The sequence below is a fragment of the Actinophytocola sp. NPDC049390 genome (genome assembly GCF_044466355.1).
Lineage (GTDB): Bacteria > Actinomycetota > Actinomycetes > Mycobacteriales > Pseudonocardiaceae > Actinophytocola.
Genome location: NZ_JBITMQ010000005.1, coordinates 353,065 through 375,625 on the forward strand (window position 1 = coordinate 353,065; position 22,561 = coordinate 375,625).

Below are 22,561 nucleotides of genomic sequence, written 5' to 3' on the forward strand. Positions count from 1 at the left end.
ATTGCGCCGGCCGAGCAGGTCAGCCGACGCGTGGGGTGCCGGTCAGCGTCACGCCCGCGTCGCCGAGCTGGGTCAGTGCGGTGTCCACAGTGGAGGCGGCCACCCCGGCCGTCAGGTCGAGCAGCACCCGGGCGCGGAAACCGTTCGCCACGGCGTCGAGCGCGGTCGCCCGCACGCAGTGGTCCGTCGCGATCCCCACCACGTCCACTTCGGACACGTGGTGCGCACGCAGCCAGTCCGCGAGGGACGTCCCGTCCGGGGCGTGTCCCTCGAAGCCGGAGTACGCCGCCGCGTGGGCGCCCTTCGAGAACACCGTCTGGATCCCGCCCACGTCCAGCGACGGGTGGAACGACGCGCCCGGCGTGTCCGCGCGGCAGTGCGCGGGCCACGTGTCGACGAAGTTCGGCTGCGACGAGAAGTGCGCACCCGGGTCGATGTGGTAGTCCCGCGTGGCGACCACCTGGTCGTAGTCGCCGTACAGGGCGGGGATCGCGGCCGCCACGGCCGCGCCACCCGTCACCGCCAGCGAGCCGCCCTCGCAGAAGTCGTTCTGCACGTCCACGACGATGAGCGCTGTCATCACTTCTCCACGTACACGGTCGGGATCGCGGGCTCGCCGTGGGACAGCTTGAGGCCCTCCCACGGAAGGCTCACCAACCCGTCACGCACGCGTTGCCTGCTCGTCTCCAGACTGGGCGGGTCACCCACCGGTTGTCCACCCCGCAGCAGCGGCACCTGCAGCTGCCGGTCGTGCGGGTCCTCCTCGACCGGCGCGCCGACCACGTACACGACCTCCTCCAGGGCCGTGCCCGTCGGCTTGTGCCGTCGCAGCGCCGCCTTGCGCCCGGCCTTGGACTGCTTGTGGGAGCTGCGTTTCGCGACCGGCCTGCCGTCCACTTCGACCAGCTTGTAGACCATCCCGGCGGTCGGTGAGCCGGAACCGGTCACCAGGGACGTGCCGACGCCGTACGCGTCCACCGGCTCGGCGCGGAGCGCGGCGATCGCGTACTCGTCGAGGTCACCGGAAACCACGATCCGGGTGTTCTTGGCGCCCAGCGAGTCCAGCTGCTGGCGGGCCTGCCGTGCCAGCACACCGACGTCGCCGGAGTCGATGCGGATCGCGCCGAGCCCGGTGCCCGCCACCTCGATCGCCGTCTCGATGCCACGGGTGATGTCGTAGGTGTCGACCAGCAACGTCGTGTCCGTGCCCAGTGCCCGCACCTGCGCGGTGAACGCGGCGTGTTCGCTGTCGTGCAGCAGCGTGAACGCGTGCGCGCACGTGCCCGCGGTCGGGATGCCGTACCGGCGCTTCGCCTCCAGGTTGGACGTCGTCGCGAAGCCGGCCAGGTACGCGGCCCTGGCCGACGCGACGGCCGCCTCCTCGTGCGTGCGCCGCCCGCCCATCTCGATGATGGGCCGCCCGTTCGCGGCGCTCACCATGCGTGCACCGGCGGACACGATCGCGCTGTCGTGGTTGAGGATCGACAGCACCAGCGTCTCCAGCACCACCGCCTCCGCGAACGTGCCACGCACCGTGAACAGCGGTGACCCGGGGAAGTACAGCTCGCCCTCGGCGTAGCCGTCGACGTCGCCCGAGAAGCGGTAGTCCGCGAGCCAGTCCAAACTGGCCTGGTCGAGCACGCCGGACAGCTGCGCCAGCTCGGCCTCGCCGAACGTGAACCTGCTGATCGCGTCCACCACGCGTGCGGTGCCGCCGACCACGCCGTAGCGTCGCCCGTTGGGCAGCCTGCGCGCGAACGTCTCGAACACGCACGCCCGCTCGGCGGTGCCGTCGGCGAGGGCCGCGGCGAGCATGGTCAGCTCGTAGTGGTCCGTGAGCAACGCGGTGCTGGTACCGGTCATGAGCAGTCAGCGTAGACATGCCACCATGGATTTATGTCGGTTTCCATGTCGACACCCGTCGAGCGGGTCGAACCGGTCACGGCGGAGTTCACGGCCGAGGACAAGCCGTGGCAGACCATCGTGTGGAACGACCCCGTGAACCTCATGTCGTACGTGACGTACGTGTTCCAGAAGCTGTTCGGCTACTCCCGTGACCAGGCGACCAAGCTCATGCTTGACGTGCACCACAAGGGGCGGGCGATCGTGTCCTCCGGTTCCAAGGAGAAGGTGGAGGGCGACGTCGCGAAGCTGCACGCGGCGGGCCTCTGGGCGACCATGCAGCACGAGTCGTGATCCCCTGGGAGCGGGCCGGCGACACCGTCACCACCAAGGTCGACCGGCAGGAAGCGGCCGTGTTGCGTGGCCTCGTCGGCCACATGGAGGAGACGCTCCGGTCCAGGCAGTCCGCGGCACCGCAGGACGAGCTGGCGGAGCTCACCGGCATCCGCACTGGCCCGACCACCGCGCCGGACGACCCGATCCTGTCCCGCCTGCTGCCGGACTTCCACCGGCTCGACACCGAGGACGCCCAGCAGCAGGACCGTGACTCGGCCGCCGCGCTGCGGTCGCTGCACGAGCCGGAGCTGCTGGACCACAAGACCGGGGTCGCGGGTGTGCTGCTGGACACGTGCCCGCCCGGCGGGGGCCTGGTGACGTTGTCGCCCGAGCAGGCCGACGCGTGGCTGTCCGCGCTCAACGACGTGCGCCTGGCCCTCGGCACCACGCTCGGCGTCACCGAGGACATGCCCGACGAGCTGGCCGACGGCGACCCGCGCGCCCCGCACCTCGGCGTCTACCACTGGCTGACCTGGATGCAGGAGAGCCTGGTCACGGCGCTGTCCGGCGGCGCGGATGACTGACAACGCCATCACCGACGTCGACGGGGTGCTCGTCGGGCACCACCAGCGGCTCGGTGACGGCTGGGCGACCGGCACCACGGTCGTGCTCCTGCCACCTGGCACGACCGGCGCGGTCGACGGCCGCGGCGGTGCGCCGGGCACCCGCGAGACCGACCTGCTGGTGCCGGAGAACCTGGTGCGGCAGGTTGACGCCGTGTGCCTGTCCGGCGGCTCGGCGTACGGGCTCGCCGCCGCCGACGGGGTGATGCGCTGGCTGTCCGAACGCAACCGCGGCCTGCGGGTGGGGCAGGCCGAGCACGAGGTCGTGCCGATCGTCCCCGGTGCCGTGCTGTTCGACCTGCCGCGCGGCGAGTGGGGCAACCGGCCGGACGCGTCGTTCGGCTACGCGGCGTGCGAGAACGCGGCCGTCGAGTTCGCGGTCGGCACGGTCGGTGCGGGCACGGGCGCCAAGGTCGGGCAGCTCAAGGGCGGCATCGGCACCGCGTCCGTGCGGGTCGACGGGTTCACGGTCGGCGCACTCGCCGCGGTCAACGCGGCGGGGGACGCCGTGGACATGGCGACCGGGGTGCCGTACGCGGCGGACCACGAGGTCGCGGGCGAGTTCGGCGTGGTGTGGCCGAACGCGCCCGGCGTGCTGCCGGACGTGCCCGCGACCGACCTGAACACCACGGTCGGCGTGGTCGCCGTGGACGCCGACCTCACGAAGACCGAGTGCCGCCGCCTCGCGGTCGCCGCGCAGGACGGCCTGGCCCGCGCGGTTCGGCCCGCGCACACCATGTTCGACGGGGACACCGTGTTCGCGGTCGCCACCGGGTCCCGCTCGCTGGGGATCGCCGACGGCCCGTTCGGTCCGGTCGCACGGGCGGCCGCGCTGGACCGCCTGTGCACGGCGGCGGCGGAGGTGTTCGCGCGCGCCATGGTGCACGGCATGCTGGCCGCCACGGCGGTGCCCGGCCTGCCCGCGTACCGGGACGTGTGGCCCGTCTCATCCAGTGGGAGCACGGCGTCCGGCCAGTAAGATCGGGGTGTGCTTCGGATACGCCGTGACCTGGTCGACGCGATCATCGCGCACGCTCGTCGGGACCACCCGGACGAGGCGTGCGGTGTCATCGCCGGACCCGACGGGTCGGACCGGCCGGAGCGGTTCATCCCCATGCTGAACGCGGCGCGCTCGCCGACGTTCTACGAGTTCGACTCGGCCGACCTGCTCAAGCTGTACCGGGAGATGGACGCGAACGACGAGGTGCCGGTGGTGATCTACCACTCGCACACCGCGACCGAGGCGTACCCGTCGCGGACCGACGTGTCCTACGCGTCCGAGCCCTACGCCCACTACGTGCTGGTCTCCACGCGTGACGAGGTCGACGAGTTCCGGTCGTTCCGGATCGTCGAGGGCGAGATCAGCGAGGAGCAGGTCGAGGTCGTCGCGGAATACACGTCGTCGGCACAGACGTTTTCTGAGTAAGTCCCTTTCCTCAAGCGGAGGTTCCACATGGCGGTCACCGTCTCCATCCCGACCATCCTGCGCACCCACACCGGTGGCGAGAAGACGGTCGAGGCGAGCGGCACCACTCTGGCCGAGGTGATCGACAACCTCGAGTCGAACCACGGTGGCATCAAGGGCCGCCTGGTCAAGGAGGGCACGCTGCACCGCTTCGTGAACATCTACGTCAACGACGAGGACGTGCGGTTCTCGGGCGGTCTCGAGGCGGCCGTGTCCGACGGCGACAACGTGACCATCCTGCCCGCCGTCGCCGGCGGCTGACGTTGGCCCGCTACGACTCCCTGCTCGACGCCCTCGGCGACACGCCGCTGGTGGGTCTGCCGCGCCTGTCCCCGTCGGCGGACGTGCGGCTGTGGGCGAAGCTCGAGGACCGCAACCCGACCGGTTCGGTGAAGGACCGCGTCGCGCTGCGGATGATCGAGAAGGCGGAGGAGGACGGGGTCCTGCGGCCGGGCTGCACGATCCTGGAGCCGACGTCGGGCAACACCGGTATCTCGCTGGCCATGGCCGCGAAGCTCAAGGGCTACGGCCTGGTGTGCGTGATGCCGGAGAACACCTCGGAGGAGCGGCGGCAGCTGCTGCAGGCGTACGGGGCGCGGATCGTGAACTCGCCCGCCGCGGGCGGCTCGAACGAGGCCGTGCGGCGGGCGAAGGAGCTCGCGAAGCAGAACCCGGACTGGATCATGCTGTACCAGTACGGGAACCCGAACAACGCCGGTGCGCACTACCACGGCACGGGGCCGGAGATCCTGCGTGACCTGCCGTCCGTCACGCACTTCGTGGCCGGTCTCGGCACCACGGGCACGCTGGTCGGCGCGGGCCGGTACCTGCGCGAACACAAGCCGGACGTGCAGGTGATCGCGGCCGAGCCGCGGTACGGCGAGCTGGTGTACGGCCTGCGGAACCTGGACGAGGGGTTCGTGCCGGAGCTGTACGACCCGGAGGTGCTGACGGGCCGGTACTCGGTGGGTTCGTACGACGCGCTGCGACGGACCAGGGAGCTGCTGGAGAGCGAGGGCATCTTCGCGGGCATCTCGACGGGGGCGATCCTGCACGCGGCGCTGGCGGCGGCCGACAAGGCGGTCCGTGCCGGGGCGTCCGCGGACGTGGTCTTCATCGTCGCGGACGGTGGCTGGAAGTACCTGTCGACCGGTGCCTACAGCGGCTCGGTCGACGAGGCCGCAGCGCGACTGGACGGCCACCTCTGGGCCTGACCGACCCCGTTCTGAAAGCGCCTTTCAGGACATTGGCGCACCGGGGGCTAGCATCCTCCGGCGTGAGCGCCATCGAGGTCGTGCGCGAGGCCGAGGTTCCGGCCGGCGCGGAGCAGGTGTGGGCCATCGTCTCGGACGCGGGCCGCGCCGGGGACTGGTTCGACTTCGCCGACCGCACCGAGGTCGTCGATGGGGCGGGTGCGGGCCAGTTGCGCACGCAGTACGGGCACTGGGGTCGCCGCCACTCCGAGGTCGACCAGGAGATCACCGAGTACGAGCCCGGCAAGGTCCTGGCCTGGCGGCACGTCGCCGAACGGATCGACGGCAAACCCGCGCCGAAGTTCGCCGTCCGCACCGAGTTCCGCATCGAGCTGGACGGCGGCGCCGACACCACCACGGTCCGGCTGCGCTCCATCCAGGTGCCCGGCGGCCCGCTGAAGGGCTGGCTGATGCGCCGCATCGGCACCAAGGACATCGAACGCAACATGGAACGCTCGCTCGAACGCCTCACCGGGCTGCTGTCATGAAGGTCATCGGCCTCCTCGGCGGCATGAGCTGGGAGTCCTCGATCGAGTACTACCGGATCGTCAACGAACGCGTGCGCGAACGCGCGGGCGGCCTGCACTCCGCACACTGCGTCATGTACTCGGTCGACTTCGCCGAGATCGAACGGCTGCAGGTCAGCGGCGACTGGGCGGAGGCGGGCGACCGCCTGGCCGAGGCCGCGGCCGCGCTCGCGATGGCGGGCGCCGACTTCGTCGTGTTGTGCACCAACACCATGCACAAGGTCGCCGACCAGATCACCGTCCTGCCGCTCCTGCACCTCGGCGACGCGACCGCCGACGCCGTGCAGAAGGCCGGCGTCACCGGCGTCGGCCTGCTCGGCACGGCGTTCACCATGGAGCAGGACTTCTACCGCGACCGTCTCGCCGCGCACGGCCTCGACGTGCTGGTCCCGGACGAGGACGACCGGGCCGAGGTGCACCGGATCATCTACGAGGAACTGGTCGTCGGCGTGGTCCGCGACGACTCCCGCGACACCTACCGCAAGGTCATCCAGCGCCTCGTCGACCGCGGCGCCGAGGGCGTCATCCTCGGCTGCACCGAGATCGAGCTGCTCGTCGGTCAGGACGACAGCCCGGTGCCGGTCTTCCCGACCACCCGCCTGCACGCCGAGCTGGCCGCCGACCACGCGCTGGGACTCGCGCCGATACCAGGGTCTTCTCAGGGTTGAATCGGACGCGGGAACCGCGATTCCCACGTAACCTCGATCACGTGAGCACTCTGCCCGCGCCGGCGTCGAAACCGAAGAACCCGGTCAACCGCATCCTGCCGCCACGGCCGCTGCAGGCGTTGATCGTCATCGGCTCGTTCACCGTGCTGCTGTACCTCATCGAGATCGTCGACGCCGCCATGTCCGGCAGGCTCGACCAGTTCGGCATCCAGCCACGCACCGTGGGCGGGCTCGACGGCATCCTGTGGGCGCCGCTACTGCACCACGGCTGGGAGCACCTGTTCTCCAACACGCTGCCGGTCCTGCTGTTCGGCTTCCTCGCGATGTCCAACGGCGTCGGGCAGTGGGTGGCTGTGACGCTCACCATCTGGCTCTTCAGCGGCGTCGGCGTGTGGCTCGTCGGCGGCGACGGCACGACCGTCGGCGCGTCCGGTCTCGCGTTCGGCTGGCTCGCGTTCCTGCTGGTCCGGGGCTTGTTCAACCGCGCGTTCGGGCAGATCCTGGTGGCCGTGGTCCTGTTCCTGTACTGGGGCGGCACGCTGCTCGGTGTCCTGCCGGGCAACCCCGGGGTGTCGTGGCAGGGCCACCTGTTCGGCGCGATCGGCGGCATACTCGCGGCGTGGCTGGTAGCAGTGGCGAACAAGGCAAACAAAGCGACCCGATCGGAATCTTCGACTCCGGCGTCGGCGGACTGACCGTCGCACGCGCCATCGCGGACCAGCTGCCCGCCGAGCGGCTGCGGTACGTCGGCGACACCGCGCACAGCCCGTACGGCCCGCTGTCGGTCGCGCAGGTCCGCCGCCACGCGCTGGCGGTGGCCGACGACCTGGTCGAGAGCGGCGTGAAACTGCTGGTCATCGCGTGCAACACGGCGTCGGCGGCGTGCCTGCACGACGCGCGGGAGCGCTACGGCATCCCGGTCGTCGAGGTCGTCGTCCCGGCTGTCCGGCGCGCGGTGGCGACGACACGCAACCGTCGCGTCGGCGTCATCGGCACCGCCGGGACGGTGCGGTCCCGTGCCTACGACGACGCGTTCGGCGCCGTGCCGGACCTGACGGTCACCAGCGCGGCGTGCCCGCGGTTCGTCGACTTCGTGGAGCGCGGCATCACGTCCGGCAGGCAGGTGCTGGGGCTCGCGCAGGCGTACCTGGAGCCGCTGCAACAGGCGGACGTCGACACGGTCGTTCTTGGCTGCACGCACTACCCACTGCTCACGGGCGTCTTGCAGATCGTCATGGGGCCCGACGTGACGCTGGTGTCCAGCGCGGAGGAAACCGCGAAGGACGTGGTCCGTGTGCTGACGGAAACGGACCTGCTCGCCGAACCCGGCACCGATCCCCGGCACGAGCTGGTGGCGACCGGCGATCCCGACTCGTTCGCCCGGTTGGCCAGGCGATTTCTTGGTCCGGACCTCGGTGCTTTCGCGGCCACCCGTGTGTAAGGGTGTGACTTGTGCTGTTGACCGTGCTCGGCTGCTCCGGCAGTGCCCCGGGGCCCCGCTCGCCGTCGTCCGGCTACCTGCTCGAGGCCGACGGTTTCGCGCTCGGTGTGGAGCTGGGCAACGGCACGCTCGCCGAACTGCAGGCCGTGCGGGATCCGTTCACGCTGGACGGGCTCGTGTTCTCGCACCTGCATCCCGACCACTGCGCGGACTTCTCGGCGCTGACGGTCCTGCGGCGCTGGCACCCGGCGCCGCCCGTCGACCCGTACGTGAACCGGCTGCCGGTGCACGCGCCGAAGGAGGCACCGACCCGGTTCGCCGCCGCGTACGCCCCGGACCGCGCCGAGCTGGAGGACGAGCTCCTGACGGACGTCTACGACTTCCACCCGTTGGCCCCGGGGGTGCGGGAGATCGGCCCGTTCTCGGTGACGGTGGCGCAGGTGTCCCACCCGTGTGAGGCGTACGGCTTCCGGTTCACGCACAGTGGTGTCTCACTCGCCTACACAGGTGACACGGGCGTGTGCGACACCCTGGATGGGCTTGTCGCGGGCGTGGACGTGCTACTGGGTGAAGCATCGTGGACCCATCGCGACAACCACCCGTCCGGCGTGCACATGTCCGGCCTGGAACTGGGGGAGCTGGCCACGCGCGCGGGCGCCAAACGGCTGCTGATCACGCACGTGGCGCCGTGGACGGACCCCGAGGTGGTGCTGGCGGAAGCCCGCACGACGTACACGGGCCCCGTGGAGCTGGTGGTCAAGGGCGCGGAGTACCCCATCGCACCGCGGTGACCACGCCCGTCACTCCCCGTGCGGTCTCTCCGCCATCTGGCTGGTCCGCCGCCATCATGATCTTGGCCTGGCAATTGCCGGGTAGACTTCTCCTCGGTCCGCAGGGCGCGGGCCGGGGGAGGGACGACGCGAAGGAACGCCGTGTCCCAGGTCGCCGAGCGGAAACCGGTCCGCCGTCATGTCGACAAGTTCGCCGTCCGGAGAGCCCAGCTCGCCGACTCGGCGCTCCACACGCTCTCGAAACTCGGCTACGCGGGCACCAGCCTCCGTGACATCGCGCAGAACTCCGAGTTCTCCCACGGCGTCCTGCACTACTACTTCCGCGACAAGGTCGACCTGATCACCTACTGCGTGCGCCAGTACAAGGCCGCCGCCGTCGCGCGGTACGACCAGGTCGTCGCCATCGCCAGCACCCCGGACGAGCTGCGCCGCCGGTGGATCGACGCGATGGTCACCACGCTGCGCCAGGACGCGCCCATGCACCGCCTGTGGTACGACCTGCGCAACCAGAGCATGTTCGTCGACTCGTTCCGCGAGGACGTCCGCGCCATCGAGGTGAGCCTCGAGCGGATGATCGGCAGGCTCGTCGACCAGTACGCCCAGCTGTCCGGGCTAGGCCTCGCGGTGTCGACGCGGCTGGCGTACGCGCTGGTGGACGGCGTGTTCCAGCACGCGCTGCTGCGGCACATCGCCGGTGACGACCGCGCGGTCGCCGAGCTGCCCGACCACCTCGGGCTCGTCCTCGACCGCGTGCTGGTGTGACGGCCTGCGCAGCACCAGCCAGCACAGCAGCCCCACCGGGATGATCAGCCAGCACGACAGCAACCGGTAGACCAGCACGGTCGCCGCCGCCGCGGCGTTGTCCGCGCCCGCGGACGCCAGCCCGGCGAGCAGGCTGACCTCGATCACGCCGATCCCGCCCGGCGTCAGCGGCACCTGCCGGACGATCTGCACGGTCAGGTACACCGCGCCGATCTCCCACAGCGTCACCGGCAGGCTGAACGCGCGGGTCACGGCGTACAGGCAGAGCAGGTCGGTGAGCCAGTTCGCGAGCGCGGCGCCGAGCGCGAGCGTCCAGTGCCGCCCACCGACGTCGCGTGAGCTGGTGATCGCGTCCGTCACGGGACGCAGCAGCACCGCGAGCCGCGGCCAGCGCGACCCGACCGGGCGGTGCGTGCGGGGGTGGGCCGGGTGGATGTGCCAGCTCGACTGCCACGCGAACAGCCCGACGAACGCGATCAACACGACCGAGATCGCCACGCTCACCGACGCGAGGCCCGGTTCCCGCTGCCAGACGACACCGAGGTGCACCGCACCCGCGGCAAGAGCACCCGTCGCGTACAGCAGTGCCAGTGCGGCGAACGACAGCAGGCCGGACAGCACCATGACGGTCGCGGCCGTGCGGTTGCTCGCGCCGTCGGTGCGGAACTGGCGGAACGCGTACGCGGCCGAGATGGCGGAGCCCGCGGGCAGGCTGATCGCGATGGCCGAGCGGCTGTAGGCCAGGGCGAGCGCGCGGTGGCGCGGCATCCGCACGCCGAACGCGGTGAGCAGGCGGCGCTGCTGGCGGGCGAACATGGCCATGGAGACGAACTCGGCGACCACCGCGACGGCGAGCCAGCCGGTGTCGGCGCCCGCGACGGCGTTGCCGACCGCCGTGAGGCTCGGCAGTTTGCCCTGCAGGGAGAAGGCGGCCACGACCAGGAGCAGCACCACCGCGGCCGCCTTGAGCGCGCCGACCAGCACCGGGTGTCTCCGCTTGGTCCGTTGATCCCCCTCGGACATGGCCGCCTCCGATTTCAACTCACGTTGAATGGTCCTCCGCGTGGGCTCCGTGGTCAATCCGAAACAGGAGGCCGAACGGGGTAACGTCGGCCACAGTGCATATTGTTGCCACCGTGGCACGTAGCGATGGCAGGAACGACGACCAGCTCAGGGACATCAAGCTCACCCGTGGTTTTCAGGTCTGGCCGGCCGGCTCGGTGCTGGTCGAGTTCGGCAAGACCAGAGTGCTGTGCGCGGCGAGCGTGACGGAGGGCGTGCCGCGCTGGCGCAAGGGCTCCGGCCTCGGGTGGGTCACCGCGGAGTACGCGATGCTGCCGTCCGCGACCAACACGCGTGGTGACCGGGAGTCGGTCAAGGGCCGGGTCGGCGGCCGCACCCACGAGATCAGCCGCCTCATCGGCCGCTCGCTGCGGGCGTGCATCGACCTGGCCGCGCTCGGCGAGAACACGATCGTGATCGACTGCGACGTCATCCAGGCCGACGGCGGCACCCGCACCGCGGCCATCACCGGCGGGTACGTCGCGCTGGCCGACGCCGTCACCTGGCTCGGCGCCGCCGGCCGTCTCGCCGACCCGCAGCCGCTGTCGTGCGCGGTGCAGGCGGTGAGCGTTGGGGTGGTCGACGGCCGCGTGCGGCTGGATCTGCCATACGAGGAGGATGCCCGCGCGGAGGTCGACATGAACGTCGTCGCCACCGACGCGGGCACCATCATCGAGGTCCAGGGCACCGGCGAGGGCGCCACGTTCACCCGATCCACGCTCGACCGGATGCTCGACCTGGCGCTCGCGGGCTGCGCGGAGATCAACGCGCTGCAGACCACCGCGCTCGCCGAGCCCTATCCCGGTGAGCTGCCGACGCCGAAGGCGGTCCGCTCGTGAGCAGTCAACTGCTGGTCGCTTCCCGGAACGCGAAGAAGCTCCACGAGATGCGGCGCATCATCGAGCGTGCGGGCATCGAGGGCGTGACGGTCGTCGGCCTCGACGAGGTCCCCCCGTTCGAGGAGACGCCGGAGACCGGCGCGACGTTCGAGGACAACGCCGTCGTCAAGGCCCGTGACGCGGTGGCCGCGACCGGCCTGCCCTCGGTGGCCGACGACTCGGGCATCGCGGTCGACGCGCTGAACGGCATGCCGGGCGTCCTGTCCGCGCGGTGGGCCGGCAGCGCCCGCTCCGACCAGGCGAACCTCGAACTCGTGCTGGAGCAGCTCGCGGACGTGCCCGACGAGCGCCTCGGCGCCCAGTTCGTGTGCGCTGCCGCGCTCGTGCTCACCGACGGCACGGAGATCGTCGTGCGCGGCGTGTGGCCGGGCACGCTCGTGCGCAAGGCCCGTGGCACCAACGGTTTCGGCTACGACCCGATCTTCGTGCCGGAGGGCGAGACGCGGACGTCGGCGGAGCTGCTGACCGAGGAGAAGGACGCGATCTCCCACCGCGGCCGCGCGCTGTCGCTGCTGCTGCCCCACCTGCGCAGCCTCGGCGACCGGTAACCGCTCACGCGGCGGGCAGCTCGCCGTCGAGCTCGCTCGCCGCGGCGGTGACCGAGTCCGCGCTCGTTCGCCACCCGGACCCCAGCGGGTGCTCGGTCAGCAGGATCACGACGTAGCGCCAGCCCTCGCCGACGAGGCCGGTGCTGTGCAGCACCATCGCGTGGTCGTTGTTGCCCCAGCCCTGCTTGACGGCCCACTGCGCGGCCAGCCCGTCGGGGATGCCGAAGTACTGGTCGAAACCGTCGGCCGCGTACTGCGGCGCGTACGCGAGCGCGTCCACGACGAGCGCCCGGTCCGCCGCCGGCATGCGTTCCATGACGTACCGGTACATGCGGACCATGTCGTCCGGGGTCACCTTGACCTCACCCCACTTCCCGGCGAGCTCGGGTGGCTCGGTGCCCTGCAGCCCGACCAGCGTCACGACCCTCGGGATGAGGTCCGGCCCGCCGCTGACCCACAGCGCGCTCGCGATGTCGTCGTCGCTCTTCGACAGCATTCCCGTGATCTGCCGGCGTTCCGACTCGCTCGCGCCGCGGTCCAGGAGGTCGATCGCGATCATCAACTTGACCAGCGACGCGGACCGGAACTGCCGGTCGGCGTCGACCGACAGCACCGTCGTGCCCGAGACCCTGTCGTAGACCACGGCTCCCAGCGTCGTGTTCGGCTCCACCGCCGTGACCGCGGCCAGCACCGGCTCCGGGTCGAGTTCCGGCTTGCCGGCGGCCCTCGAGTCCGGAGTCGTCGGTGTCACCGTCTGCCGTGGCGTCGGCGTCGGCGGTGACGGCGGTGGCAGTGGTGCCGCGCTCGGCCCGGGGGCGGGTGCCGCCAGGATCACGTGCTCGCCGACAGTCGCGGTCGGGCGCGCACCACAGGCGCTGCCGGTCACCACCGTGGTGGCGGCGAGCACAGCGAGGAGCGCGACGCGGCGGGCAGCGTAGTTGAGCATGCCCTGAATACGCCGCCTGAGTCGGCAAAGTTGACCCGGTTGGGCGACAACTTTTCGCACGTCTGTGACGTACGCGCGAAGGACCTGTCAGGTTGCCCGCGATTCTGTTTCAGTCGAGTATCGGGAGGAATCAGACTTTCAGATCCCTCCTCAGCTTCGCGACGTGACCGGTCGCGCGCACGTTGTACATGGCCTTCTCGATCTTTCCGTCCGGGTCGACGACGAACGTGGAGCGGATCACACCCATGACCGTGCGCCCGTAGTTCTGCTTCTCGCCGAACGCGCCCCACGCGGTCAGGACCTCGCGGCTGGTGTCCGACAGCAAGGGGAAGGTGAGCCCTTCGTCGGCCACGAACTTGGCGAGCTTCTCCGGTTTGTCGGGCGAGATCCCCACCACGGCGAAGCCGGCGTCGTTCAGTTCGGCGAGGTTGTCGCGGAAGTCGCAGGCCTGCTTGGTGCAGCCCGGCGTGCCGGCGGCGGGGTAGAAGTAGACGACGACGTGCTTGCCGCGGAAGTCGGACAGCGACACCTCGTTGCCGTCCGCGTCCGGGAGCCGGAAGTCGGGGGCGGCGTCACCCTCTGCGAGTCGGTTGCTCATGTCGGGGACGTTATCCCGTGGCGCCGACAGTCGTCAGATGGTGCCGTCGAAGATGGGGATGGCGGCCGCGGCGGACGAGGCGGCACGCACGGCGACCCGCACCGTGCACGGTTTGCGGGGTACCTCGAAGGCGATCGCGAACCGCACTGTCTCGTCCGGTCGCACTTCTTCCATGGCGCCGACGACACCGGTGTAGCCCTGCGTGGAGTCGATGACCTGGTCGGTAGGAACACCGTCCGCAGTCGCCACGAACGACAGCTGAGCAGGTCGGTACACCGTGTCACTCCCGTTGTCGATCACCAGATCGAAGGCAACCGCTCGCGCCGCACGTGGATAAGCAGTGGCTGTCGGTGTGAACGACGTGGGCTCCGACACCGAAAGGGTGACCCCCTCACCGAGTGACCGCACACGCTCACCGGAGGAGAGCGTGGACCGCTCCGCGGCCACGGACGGGTCGGGTGCGCTCAAGGACTGACGGGCGGTGCCGTCGTTCGCAGCGTGACCAGCGCCGCAGGCCGTCAGCAGCAGGAGGCATGCCGCGACCGCAAGTCTGACCACAGGCACGAAGGATCCCTTTCCGGGAGAAGCAGGTACGTCTGAATGCACTATGCCGGTGCGGCAGCTGGTGCAGGGGTCAATTGCCGGAGCTGGTGTCGTGCCGTGGCCGAGCTGTGACCAGAGCGGCACCCGGAGTGATCGACGCCACGTCAGGCAGCGAGCGCGAAGAAGAGGATGAACACCGCGACAGTGACCATGAACGCGGCGATGAGCCACCCGAAGTCCCGCCACGGCGAGATGGCCTTGTTGTCCTCGCCGGGCACGTAGACGCCACGCTCCTCGAACCGGTCGACGAGACGCACGAAGACGCGCGGCAGACGCATACGGAGATGGTGTCACGCGACGGGCCCGCTGGCGTAGCAGGGCTTGCGGACACCGTCGTCGTAGTCGGGTCTCGATCTGCAGGACGTTGTCGTCCGGAAACAGCAAGGCGCCCCCGTTGTTCACCCGGGTGTCCGGACAGGCGCCGCCACTGCCGTTTCCGACGAGAATCGCCGCCCCGTTTGTTATCGTCGACCTTCCGCACGTCGTCCCGATGTCGGCGGGTCCCCATAGGCATGGCTGTCGGCGGAAGTCCGAAGTACGCGGAGCACAACGGGTCGTCTTCGTAAGCCATGAAGTAGGTGCCGTTGGACGGCCGCCGCACCCAGGCATACGGGACCGCACGAAGAAGTCGTTGGGCGCGACGGTGTCACGCTTGCCGGTCCTTCAGATCTGTCTCACGAGCGGGCCTGGACTGTCTTCTGGTCGGGGTTCGGCTCGGCCGAGTCGTCGGCCCGGTGCGCGACCGGGTGTCCCCGTCGGCGGCCATACTCAACTCGGGTTCCCAGGCGTTGTACTCGTTGCACGAGTCAGCAAATGTCGGAACGGAAGTCCGAGACCGTGGTCCCGGGACTTGCTAGCGCCGCCGCGTGACCCACCGCTTTCCGGGGCACAACCTCCCATTCGGTGGCGCCCAGAGCAAGTGCCGTCCGGCAGGTCCGGCGCTCGCGGTGGTCGAACAAAGTGCCTCAGCATTGAGCCGCGCCCGGCACCGCACACTCAAGCTGCACGACCCGAGCGGATATGCACTGTGGTCCCTGGACCGTGATCACACGGTCACTTTCGGTGAGAACTTGACGAGTAAGACGGGTGAGGGATGTCGTTGATTTGCCCACCGCACGTCCAGCTACCCTGTGACCGCACCACCCCGGGGGCCGTAGCCCAACAGGCAGAGGCACTGGATTTAGGTTCCAGCCAGTGAGGGTTCGACTCCCTTCGGCCCCACGATTCTCATGGGCATGGCCGCCTGACGACATGGATGAGCCGTTCAGTTGGTCTCGACCGCTCAGGACTCCTCAAGCGGAGAACTCCTCTATGAGGCCCTCCGGCTTGTCACGGTCTCGCATATTTTCGCCGTTGCCGCATCGATTGTCTCATGTTCCCAGATTCGGACGGAAACCCAACCGGCCTTCGAAAGTCGTCTGTCGGTGTCGGCGTCGCGGTGCTGGTTGGTCTCTATTTTCTTTCGCCAGAAATCGGCATTGCTCTTGGGCCAGGTGCCGTGCTCAGGGCAACCATGCCAGAAGCACCCGTCCACGAAGACCGCGACGCGTGCCGAGCTGAAGACGATATCGGCGACTCTGCGTATGTCCTTCACCGGACGGCGATGGATTCGGTAGCGAAACCCCTGCGCATACAACGCTTTGCGAAGCGCGACTTCGATGCCTGTGTCGCGGGACCTTTGCCGACTCATCCGCTTGCGGACGGCCGCAGTGGTCTCGAGGTGTTCCACGGCCTACATTGTTGCATCGGGCGCACCCTCGGTGGTGTACCCCCTGAACCGATGTCGTCGACAGAGGCATAGTCGATCATGCCCGTTGCTCCTCGGGAGGTGAGAGGATGGCGGAATGGGAACCGCGGGCGGCGAAGGCGGGCAGGGAGTGCGAGGGCAACGGTTGACCTTCGTGGACGTCTGCTCTGGTGCGGGCGGACTGGCGTTGGGGCTCGAGCAAGCCGGATTCGAGCCGGTTCTGCTGTTGGATATCCTCGAAGTGGCATGCGAGTCGTTGAAGTTGAATCGTCCTGAGTGGGACGTTCGCCAACTCGAGCTGCGTGCGTTCAACCCAGTCGACGAGCAACAGGTGTACGACGTTGACCTACTGTCGGCTGGCCTGCCGCGAGTGCAGGCTGCTGCTGTGGGCAGGTCGCGAGGCAGCGCCGAGGAAGTCGAGCTGCTCGAAGCGACGATCATGCTCATGCACGGGATGCGTCCCAGAGCATTGCTCATCGAGAACCTCGCCGATCTGGTCGAGAAGGACAGGTTTCGGTCGGCCCGTGACTTCGTCGAAGCGGAGCTCGAGCACCTCGGTTACCGCTACACCTGGTTCGTGGTCAATGCTGCGGACTACGGGGTGCCGCAGGACAGGCGTCAAGGGATGTTGGTCGCCCTCGAGGGGGATCTCATGGATAACTTCGCCCAGCCGCCACGCATCATGGAGCCGCCCGTTACAGTGGGTGATGCGCTGGGGGAATCGATGGCAGCGCGTGGCTGGACGCAGGCACACGAGTGGGCGCTGCACGCTGACCGCATCGCGCCGACACTTGTGGGTGGATCTTGGAGCCGCGGAGGAGGCGATCTCGGACCCAGCGGCACCAAGAAGGCGTGGCAAAGAATGGGTGTCAACGGCGGCTCTATAGCCGACGAGGTGCCGGGGCCCGAGTACTCCTGGCGGCCCGATCTGGCGCAGGCCGACCTGGTGCGGCTGACTGTTGATCAGGCGGCACGTCTGCAGGGGTTCCCGCCGGACTGGAAGTTCGTAGGGAGGAAGACGGCCAGATACCGCCAGGTCGGGAACGCATCCCCGCCTCCGGTCGGACGTGCCGTCGGCGAGGCGTTGCGCTCGGCCCTCACAACGCCCCGCGCCTCCCCGGTGTAGGGAGTACATCGCTATAGAATGCCCAGCCATGATCCCCCGGCAGCAGGAGTTTGACTTCGGCAAGCGTCTGCACCTCGTGGATCTGTTTGCCGGACCGGGTGGCCTCGACGTGGCAGCCCGATGGCTCGGCGTCGTCGCCGACGGTATCGAGTGGGATGTCGGGGCCTGTGCGACGCGTAGGTCGGCAGGCCTGCGCACTCGTCAGGCCGATGTTCGAGATCTCGGGCCCGAAGACTTCCCGGAAGCGACTATCCTCACCGGCGGCCCGCCCTGCCAGACCTACACAGTGGCGGGCACGGGCGCTGGTCGACGAGCACTCGATCAGGTGCTTGGGTTCGTCGAGGTGATGGCGGAGGGCAAGGATGTCCGCGCCGACCTCGCGGATCTCGACGACGAGCGGACCGGTCTGGTCCTGGAGCCTCTGCGGTGGACGCTTCGAGCCGACAACACGGGCAACCCGTATCAGGCCATCGTCCTGGAACAGGTTCCTGCGGTACTGCCTGTGTGGGAAGCGATGAGCGCTGTGCTCGACGACGTGGGTTACAAGACAGTCTGCGGCATCCTTCGCACCGAGCAGTTCGGCGTACCGCAGACCCGTAAGCGGGCGATTCTGATCGCCCACCGAGAGCACCGGCCGAGCCTGCCTCTCCCCACGCATCGGCCGTACCGGAAGGGTGTTGCACGCTCGGAGGGGCATCAGGATCTTCTGCCGTGGGAGACCATGGGCAACGCACTGGAACGATCCGACGAATTCGTGGTGATCTCCAACTACGGGACGGGAGGCGATCCCAAGGCCCGGGGGAGGCGCCGCTCGGATGAACCTGCCGCCACTGTGACCGGGAAGATCTCCCGCAACCGTCTGGAGACACTGGCCGGCGCCGATCTCCCCAGGCTCGAGCCGAGCGACGCGGGCCGTCTTCAGACATTCCCCCGGGACTATCCTTGGGCCGGGAAGGACGTGTCACAACAGATCGGCAACGCCATCCCGCCACGGCTCGCTGCCTATGTGCTCGCCTCGGCGCTCGATCTAAAGGTCGACGACGCGTTGCTGGACGAAGCCGTTCGGGGTACTTGGGCAGGATTCGACGACAGTCGACCGGTTGCTATCAAGCGCACCGATTAGTTCCTGTCATTCCTCGTCCAGGTTTTCGTCGTCGACAGTACGTCGTTTCCGTTCCCGAATCGGCGCATCGACCAACATGCGTTCGAACAGCGGCAGCAAGGACTGCACAGCAGGCTCTGCTACGGCTCCGTCGTCCGGTCCGTCGGGAAGTCGGTCCAGAGGTACGGCCGGAGCTCCCTCTGCCGCCCTGATCCAGTCATGCAACGCGTCGGGTTCGGGCCCGGGGTCTGGGGCGAGAACCTCGTACACGAGCGTGCTGCCCGCCGAGTTGATCGCTGACGACAAGGCGTTCACCTTGTCGCCTGGTCGAGCCACCTGCTCTTCGAGCAGTCGATCCGTGATCCGGAGGATGGCCATGGCTGTGGGTCGGTGGTCCACGACGTCCAGCCGCATGGTGGTGTTGAGGATGTCCTGGACTCGGCAGGCGGTGTGGACAGGTCGATAGTCCTCTCCATTGCGGAACAGCTCCGCGGCCCACCACAAGCGCGCAAACGCCTGGGTATGGTGTTGCCCGCTGAATCGAGCCGCAGGCGCGATCTCCTTGCCTCGATGCCGCCACACGACGTAATCCGGCGCCACGAGCAGCGCGATAAAGTTCCAAAGACTGCTGTCGGCTGCCTCTGCTCGGCTCACCCGCAGCGTGGCGTGGATCCGGGGTGCGAGCCACGCGTCCGCGTCGGTTCGTCTGCCGTCGAACCGACGAATGGCTTCGTCGAGCAATTCGCGTAGAGGTTCGGTCCGCCACCGCGCCTGGTCGGGCAGTTCGGTGGCAGCCTTGCGCAGGGCCACTTGCGGAGGCCCTTCGTCCCCGGTCTGGATGCCGCGACTCATGTGTGCGGCGACGGCGGAAGTCGGCAGCAAACCGACTGCCGCGGGCGGCTCCGGCCTGGTGCCAGTGCGTGTCATGGGTCCTCTCATGTCTCTGCGCGGTGCACGGAACGCACGGCGGTGGTCAACCTCTTGGTCACCTGGCTGCGTTTGCCCGCGGCGTACTGCATCAACGTCTGAAGTTCGGACCAGCTGAACCCCTTGATCCGCCGTTGGTCGATCTCGTAAAGGGCGTCGGTGGGGGACAGACTCGGGAACACGTCGGGGAGCATCGACCTGAGTACGGATCCACGCCATCCCCCCGGCATCTGCGGAGTGTCGTCCTCATCGCGGTCGAGGTCACTGATGGCCGCTTGGAACATGGCGATCCAGGCTTCCTGAGCGATCTGGCTGCTGACCGTCTCCCGCAGGACCTTCTCGCCAACGGATCCTCCGGAGCTGTGCAGGACATCGACGAACCCTTCGACAGCCGACGTGTTCAGGAAGACCGTGGGGATCTCCCCCGAAGTGTCGATGATCCACGGCGCGTCCTTGAACGGGCGCAGCGACGTGTCGGGTCCGTCGCGGAAGTCGACCTCGACGATATCGATCTTGCGTTGCCGTGCCGGCATAGAGGCCTTCAGGTCGACGAACCAGTCACGGCTGGTCGTGCCGATCAGTCGGCCGAGCACGCCGTCGACCGTGGCGACGACGGCGAGGCTCAGTGTGGCCCTGCTCAGGTGATTGATCCGGGCCAGATCCACAGAGCCCCGGAATTCGGTTTCGGAGTGGGCTGTGAGCGGTGCGGTGAACCGGACATTGGTGGCCTTCTCGGTCAGTATGGCGAGGCATCGGACGTCCTTCCACAGCGGGTCTTCCATCTCCTGCGCAGGTAACCGCGTTTCGAGGCGGACTGTCGCGATGTCCCAGTCCTCATAATCGGCCTGGTGAAGCGCAACAGTCCGTTCCGACTGCGAGATACGCGCGTACGGCAATGGTCGTCCGTCCACGTCGACCGCCGTGACATCGAGCGTTATGTCGCCATAGATCGTCCGGTACGGGAAGACAGGAATCATGCGCTCCCACCCCTGGTCTTCTGGATGTCGACAACGAGACGGGCGAATCCACCTCTGACCGGATGTGTCGTCGGATCGGTCACGCCCGTGAATGAGGCCGAACGTACTCCAGGCTCGATCAACAGGTTCCCGTTCTCGATCCTGCAGTTCTCAGCAGCTGCTAACCGTCGCCACGAGACGTCCGGCCTGCTGCCTGAGCGGACGTCGAACTTGGCGACCGGAGTGAGCAGCCATGGGTCCTCCACCTCCGGCAGCTTCAACGCGACGGTCACGTTCCAGGCACCGTCCTCCGTCACGTACGCATTGACGTTCCGGACCACCGGAACTGGCTGCGCTCGGCGCGGACCGTTCGGCCCGGTCGCATCGAGTCGCAACAGTTCCCGAAGAATCGCGGGACCATTGCCTCTGCTGCTTTCCCGTTTGCCCACCAGGCTCCGAACGGCGTCGTCGATCGCCCGCTGGAATTCACGGATCCTCGACAAGGCACCGCGGACATAGGTAGAGGTCAGTTCTTCGGTACGGTCCCACCGGTTGTGCTCGGGAGGCTCGGAAGCGCGCAGGAAGGCCTCGGCGAGGTCGACGTCGTCGCCGTTCATCCCTGTCGCGTAACCCGCGAGCAGAACGGCTTGGAACGCCATCGCGCCCAGCAGCAGCTCGCGGGGCCGGTGCTCGCGCACAGTCATCCGGTTGCCTCGCATCAGGATGACCCGGTTCGTACGCTGTTCGGAATCATCGGCGGGGGTGAGTAGTAGTACGGCGCCGTGTTCCCGTGTTGCGCCGGATCGGCCGGAAGCGGCCTTCCGTGGTGGAACGACGAGTGGAACGCGAGCTTGTGCCACCTGCTTGCCTTCGGTCAGCTGCTCGACGGTCTCGCCGTCGAGGTAGGCCTTGAGCGCCCGACTGAGTGCCGGGTGGTGCTCGTGCGGATCGATACGTTTCTCCGGGATCACCACTTGGTCGTTGTACAGCGCGGTGACGCTTGCCTCCAGCATCGGTTCCTGCCCGCGGCCGCTGACCATGGCCGCCCAGAAGTTGTCGGCGAGCGCGCGCACAAGCCTGTCGTGCATATCCGACAACTCGTCCGCGACTCCTGACGCATCGTGGGCTCCTACGATGAGGAACGACGTACCCGGATCATCCCCTTCACGCTCCAGATGCAGGTCTTGCACGGTCTGCTCGCCTGCCCACCAGGATCGGGAAACGCCGCGGTGCTCCGGCTCGGTATCGGGTTCACCGAACCATGCGGGACCTGCGAAGGCTGCACCGTTGATCGCGTGCCAAGGCAGGTCGAGCCTTCCGATCACTCGGCGTCGGGTCCGTCCCTCGAATGGTTCGGAGAGCGTCGAATTGATCAGCACCAGACCGAACTGGCTGGTCGCCCACAGTGTGGCCTTGCCCAGACCGTACGAACCGCCTGCGCGGCCGCTCGCCTGCTTCTTGAAACTGTCGAGCTGACGTCGAACGACCGCCGCGAACTGACCGTCGCGGTATTCGGGACCGATGAGGCCGGAGGCGTTGTAATCCTCCACGCGCAGCAGACGGAGGGACCTGCCTGCTGCGAGCTCGTCCAACGCAGCCCGGAGACTGCGTGACACCTTCTGGTCGGTGTTCGCCGCCTGGGCATAGTGCGCGTCGAGATCGCGCCATTGCAGGTTTTCCAGGAACGAATCCCGACGATCTCCGGTCAGGTCCTGCAACACGTATCGGACACGCACCGCCCGGTTGTGGTCGAGTCGCTCGTCCAGTGAATTCTGGGTCGCTTCCTTGGCAAGCACGGAGAGGTCCGCATCGAATGCGAACGCTGCGGCATTACCGTATTCCCGTCCGCCGTCGGCGTGTGCGGGGCGGTGATACCAACGGCGCGGAAGGTTCGTGTCCAGGTCCGCTGCAAGGTTGTAGACAGCGGCGGGTTCCGTGTCGAAGACCATCGCTATCGCACGTTTGGTCTCCTCACGAGGTTCGGAACGGCCCGTGATCCACGCTGACACCGCTGCCCGTGTCAGCTGCAGGCGCTCCGCCAACTGCGCTTGCGTCATGCCTGCCCTGCGTAGCTGACGAGCCAGCCATGGACCGAACTCGTCCATCTGCCGTTCACGTGTCACAGACGACCTCTTCGAGCGCGTATGTCTTGCCTGATGGGAGCCCTTGTCAACAAGGTATCAGCAGATATTTGACAAGTCCACACTTGTCAAATATCTGCTGACTTGCGATGATTGGTAACGCCGCGGGGTCAGGTGACGAATTCATCGGGCAGATGGTCGAGTCACCGAGAGTGACATCGATCTGTCCCTTGCGCCGACCGGATGAGGACGCGCCAG

General features: G+C 68.4%; 26 protein-coding genes, 1 tRNA gene and 1 pseudogene. 17 read left to right on the plus strand and 11 right to left on the minus strand.

Features of this window, described 5'->3' with window-relative positions; genetic code table 11:
- Positions 1–19 precede the first annotated feature (19 nt).
- Together ACIBVP_RS17990 and ACIBVP_RS17995 are read right to left on the minus strand one after the other, a co-directional pair.
- The gene (locus ACIBVP_RS17990; protein WP_396107251.1) at positions 20–583 is read right to left on the minus strand and encodes an isochorismatase family protein; all 564 of its coding nucleotides are present in this window, start codon (positions 581–583) and stop codon (positions 20–22) included.
- Positions 580–1,863: a nicotinate phosphoribosyltransferase gene (locus tag ACIBVP_RS17995; RefSeq protein WP_396107252.1), complete on the minus strand. Its 1,284-nt coding sequence runs from the start codon at positions 1,861–1,863 to the stop codon at positions 580–582. Before ACIBVP_RS17995 ends, ACIBVP_RS17990 begins: the two co-directional genes overlap by 4 nt.
- Before the next feature lie 45 nt (positions 1,864–1,908).
- Here ACIBVP_RS17995 and clpS point away from each other — a divergent pair, with 45 nt between their 5' ends.
- The 12 genes from clpS to ACIBVP_RS18055 all read left to right on the plus strand — a co-directional run bounded on the left by clpS (position 1,909) and on the right by ACIBVP_RS18055 (position 9,708).
- Positions 1,909–2,196, plus strand: coding sequence for an ATP-dependent Clp protease adapter ClpS (gene clpS, locus ACIBVP_RS18000; protein WP_396107253.1), 288 nt, complete (start codon positions 1,909–1,911; stop codon positions 2,194–2,196).
- Entirely contained in the window at positions 2,193–2,762 is a 570-nt protein-coding gene (locus tag ACIBVP_RS18005; RefSeq protein WP_396107254.1) for a DUF2017 domain-containing protein, read from the plus strand. The genes clpS and ACIBVP_RS18005 overlap by 4 nt, the downstream gene beginning before the upstream one ends.
- Positions 2,755–3,780 (plus strand): P1 family peptidase, encoded by a 1,026-nt coding sequence (locus ACIBVP_RS18010; protein WP_396107255.1) that lies wholly within the window; start codon positions 2,755–2,757, stop codon positions 3,778–3,780. The genes ACIBVP_RS18005 and ACIBVP_RS18010 overlap by 8 nt, the downstream gene beginning before the upstream one ends.
- Before the next feature lie 9 nt (positions 3,781–3,789).
- Positions 3,790–4,227 carry a Mov34/MPN/PAD-1 family protein gene (locus ACIBVP_RS18015; protein ID WP_396107256.1) on the plus strand — a complete coding sequence of 146 codons (438 nt, stop codon included), beginning with the start codon at positions 3,790–3,792 and terminating at the stop codon, positions 4,225–4,227.
- A 27-nt stretch (positions 4,228–4,254) separates the two neighbouring features.
- Positions 4,255–4,527 carry a MoaD/ThiS family protein gene (locus ACIBVP_RS18020; RefSeq protein WP_396107257.1) on the plus strand — a complete coding sequence of 91 codons (273 nt, stop codon included), beginning with the start codon at positions 4,255–4,257 and terminating at the stop codon, positions 4,525–4,527.
- Positions 4,528–4,529: 2 nt separating this feature from the next.
- Positions 4,530–5,480 (plus strand): PLP-dependent cysteine synthase family protein, encoded by a 951-nt coding sequence (locus ACIBVP_RS18025; protein ID WP_396107258.1) that lies wholly within the window; start codon positions 4,530–4,532, stop codon positions 5,478–5,480.
- Positions 5,481–5,542: 62 nt separating this feature from the next.
- Positions 5,543–6,007: an SRPBCC family protein gene (locus ACIBVP_RS18030; protein ID WP_396107259.1), complete on the plus strand. Its 465-nt coding sequence runs from the start codon at positions 5,543–5,545 to the stop codon at positions 6,005–6,007.
- Positions 6,004–6,714, plus strand: coding sequence for an aspartate/glutamate racemase family protein (locus tag ACIBVP_RS18035; RefSeq protein WP_396107260.1), 711 nt, complete (start codon positions 6,004–6,006; stop codon positions 6,712–6,714). Before ACIBVP_RS18030 ends, ACIBVP_RS18035 begins: the two co-directional genes overlap by 4 nt.
- Positions 6,715–6,755: 41 nt before the next feature.
- Positions 6,756–7,409, plus strand: a complete 654-nt coding sequence (locus ACIBVP_RS18040) for a rhomboid family intramembrane serine protease (protein ID WP_396107261.1) — start codon at positions 6,756–6,758, stop codon at positions 7,407–7,409.
- Positions 7,334–8,155 carry a glutamate racemase gene (gene murI / locus ACIBVP_RS18045; protein ID WP_396107262.1) on the plus strand — a complete coding sequence of 274 codons (822 nt, stop codon included), beginning with the start codon at positions 7,334–7,336 and terminating at the stop codon, positions 8,153–8,155. Before ACIBVP_RS18040 ends, murI begins: the two co-directional genes overlap by 76 nt.
- A gap of 11 nt (positions 8,156–8,166) precedes the next feature.
- The gene (locus tag ACIBVP_RS18050; RefSeq protein ID WP_396107263.1) at positions 8,167–8,946 is read left to right on the plus strand and encodes an MBL fold metallo-hydrolase; all 780 of its coding nucleotides are present in this window, start codon (positions 8,167–8,169) and stop codon (positions 8,944–8,946) included.
- A gap of 141 nt (positions 8,947–9,087) precedes the next feature.
- Complete coding sequence (locus ACIBVP_RS18055; RefSeq protein ID WP_396107264.1) at positions 9,088–9,708, plus strand: TetR/AcrR family transcriptional regulator; 621 nt, start codon at positions 9,088–9,090, stop codon at positions 9,706–9,708.
- A gap of 18 nt (positions 9,709–9,726) precedes the next feature.
- On the opposite strand, the pseudogene ACIBVP_RS18060 reads toward ACIBVP_RS18055, so the two are convergent.
- A pseudogene (locus ACIBVP_RS18060) lies at positions 9,727–10,731 on the minus strand (YbhN family protein); the annotation flags it as partial.
- A 113-nt stretch (positions 10,732–10,844) separates the two neighbouring features.
- Between ACIBVP_RS18060 and rph the strand changes: the two are divergent.
- Positions 10,845–11,609: a ribonuclease PH gene (gene rph, locus ACIBVP_RS18065; protein ID WP_396107265.1), complete on the plus strand. Its 765-nt coding sequence runs from the start codon at positions 10,845–10,847 to the stop codon at positions 11,607–11,609.
- Positions 11,606–12,217 (plus strand): RdgB/HAM1 family non-canonical purine NTP pyrophosphatase, encoded by a 612-nt coding sequence (gene rdgB, locus ACIBVP_RS18070; protein WP_396107266.1) that lies wholly within the window; start codon positions 11,606–11,608, stop codon positions 12,215–12,217. The genes rph and rdgB overlap by 4 nt, the downstream gene beginning before the upstream one ends.
- 4 nt (positions 12,218–12,221) lie before the next feature.
- Here the strand turns inward: rdgB and ACIBVP_RS18075 are convergent, their stop codons facing one another.
- The 4 genes from ACIBVP_RS18075 to ACIBVP_RS18090 all read right to left on the minus strand — a co-directional run bounded on the left by ACIBVP_RS18075 (position 12,222) and on the right by ACIBVP_RS18090 (position 14,642).
- Positions 12,222–13,163 (minus strand): hypothetical protein, encoded by a 942-nt coding sequence (locus ACIBVP_RS18075; RefSeq protein WP_396107267.1) that lies wholly within the window; start codon positions 13,161–13,163, stop codon positions 12,222–12,224.
- 130 nt (positions 13,164–13,293) lie between these two features.
- Complete coding sequence (gene bcp, locus ACIBVP_RS18080; protein ID WP_396107268.1) at positions 13,294–13,761, minus strand: thioredoxin-dependent thiol peroxidase; 468 nt, start codon at positions 13,759–13,761, stop codon at positions 13,294–13,296.
- Between the two features lie 33 nt (positions 13,762–13,794).
- Entirely contained in the window at positions 13,795–14,037 is a 243-nt protein-coding gene (locus ACIBVP_RS18085) for a hypothetical protein (protein ID WP_396107269.1), read from the minus strand.
- 431 nt (positions 14,038–14,468) lie between these two features.
- Entirely contained in the window at positions 14,469–14,642 is a 174-nt protein-coding gene (locus tag ACIBVP_RS18090; RefSeq protein WP_396107270.1) for a hypothetical protein, read from the minus strand.
- An 869-nt stretch (positions 14,643–15,511) separates the two neighbouring features.
- Between ACIBVP_RS18090 and ACIBVP_RS18095 the strand changes: the two genes are divergently transcribed.
- Positions 15,512–15,585 (plus strand) — tRNA-Leu (locus ACIBVP_RS18095).
- An 88-nt stretch (positions 15,586–15,673) separates the two neighbouring features.
- On the opposite strand, the gene ACIBVP_RS18100 is transcribed toward ACIBVP_RS18095, so the two are convergent.
- Positions 15,674–16,093 carry a very short patch repair endonuclease gene (locus tag ACIBVP_RS18100; protein WP_396107271.1) on the minus strand — a complete coding sequence of 140 codons (420 nt, stop codon included), beginning with the start codon at positions 16,091–16,093 and terminating at the stop codon, positions 15,674–15,676.
- Between the two features lie 172 nt (positions 16,094–16,265).
- On the opposite strand from ACIBVP_RS18100, the gene ACIBVP_RS18105 reads away from it, so the two are divergent.
- Both ACIBVP_RS18105 and ACIBVP_RS18110 read left to right on the plus strand, forming a co-directional pair.
- Positions 16,266–17,237 carry a DNA cytosine methyltransferase gene (locus ACIBVP_RS18105; protein WP_396107378.1) on the plus strand — a complete coding sequence of 324 codons (972 nt, stop codon included), beginning with the start codon at positions 16,266–16,268 and terminating at the stop codon, positions 17,235–17,237.
- 28 nt (positions 17,238–17,265) lie between these two features.
- Positions 17,266–18,360 (plus strand): DNA cytosine methyltransferase, encoded by a 1,095-nt coding sequence (locus tag ACIBVP_RS18110; protein ID WP_396107272.1) that lies wholly within the window; start codon positions 17,266–17,268, stop codon positions 18,358–18,360.
- 6 nt (positions 18,361–18,366) lie between these two features.
- Here ACIBVP_RS18110 and ACIBVP_RS18115 read toward each other — a convergent pair whose 3' ends face one another.
- From ACIBVP_RS18115 to ACIBVP_RS18125, 3 genes are all read right to left on the minus strand, one after another.
- Positions 18,367–19,149 (minus strand): DUF6339 family protein, encoded by a 783-nt coding sequence (locus tag ACIBVP_RS18115; protein WP_396107273.1) that lies wholly within the window; start codon positions 19,147–19,149, stop codon positions 18,367–18,369.
- A 125-nt stretch (positions 19,150–19,274) separates the two neighbouring features.
- The gene (locus tag ACIBVP_RS18120) at positions 19,275–20,243 is read right to left on the minus strand and encodes a hypothetical protein (RefSeq protein ID WP_396107274.1); all 969 of its coding nucleotides are present in this window, start codon (positions 20,241–20,243) and stop codon (positions 19,275–19,277) included.
- Entirely contained in the window at positions 20,240–22,327 is a 2,088-nt protein-coding gene (locus ACIBVP_RS18125; protein ID WP_396107275.1) for a helix-turn-helix transcriptional regulator, read from the minus strand. The genes ACIBVP_RS18120 and ACIBVP_RS18125 overlap by 4 nt, the downstream gene beginning before the upstream one ends.
- Between the last annotated feature and the right edge of the window lie 234 nt (positions 22,328–22,561).

Bases quoted from the DNA above. Each gene is read 5' to 3' on its own strand.
- ACIBVP_RS17995 (WP_396107252.1), bottom strand. From the start codon at position 1,863: ATGACCGGTACCAGCACCGCGTTGCTCACGGACCACTACGAGCTGACC.
- clpS (WP_396107253.1), top strand. From the start codon at position 1,909: ATGTCGACACCCGTCGAGCGGGTCGAACCGGTCACGGCGGAGTTCACG.
- ACIBVP_RS18010 (WP_396107255.1), top strand. From the start codon at position 2,755: ATGACTGACAACGCCATCACCGACGTCGACGGGGTGCTCGTCGGGCAC.
- ACIBVP_RS18020 (WP_396107257.1), top strand. From the start codon at position 4,255: ATGGCGGTCACCGTCTCCATCCCGACCATCCTGCGCACCCACACCGGT.
- ACIBVP_RS18035 (WP_396107260.1), top strand. From the start codon at position 6,004: ATGAAGGTCATCGGCCTCCTCGGCGGCATGAGCTGGGAGTCCTCGATC.
- ACIBVP_RS18075 (WP_396107267.1), bottom strand. From the start codon at position 13,163: ATGCTCAACTACGCTGCCCGCCGCGTCGCGCTCCTCGCTGTGCTCGCC.
- bcp (WP_396107268.1), bottom strand. From the start codon at position 13,761: ATGAGCAACCGACTCGCAGAGGGTGACGCCGCCCCCGACTTCCGGCTC.
- ACIBVP_RS18090 (WP_396107270.1), bottom strand. From the start codon at position 14,642: ATGCGTCTGCCGCGCGTCTTCGTGCGTCTCGTCGACCGGTTCGAGGAG.
- ACIBVP_RS18110 (WP_396107272.1), top strand. From the start codon at position 17,266: ATGATCCCCCGGCAGCAGGAGTTTGACTTCGGCAAGCGTCTGCACCTC.
- ACIBVP_RS18120 (WP_396107274.1), bottom strand. From the start codon at position 20,243: ATGATTCCTGTCTTCCCGTACCGGACGATCTATGGCGACATAACGCTC.
- ACIBVP_RS18125 (WP_396107275.1), bottom strand. From the start codon at position 22,327: ATGGACGAGTTCGGTCCATGGCTGGCTCGTCAGCTACGCAGGGCAGGC.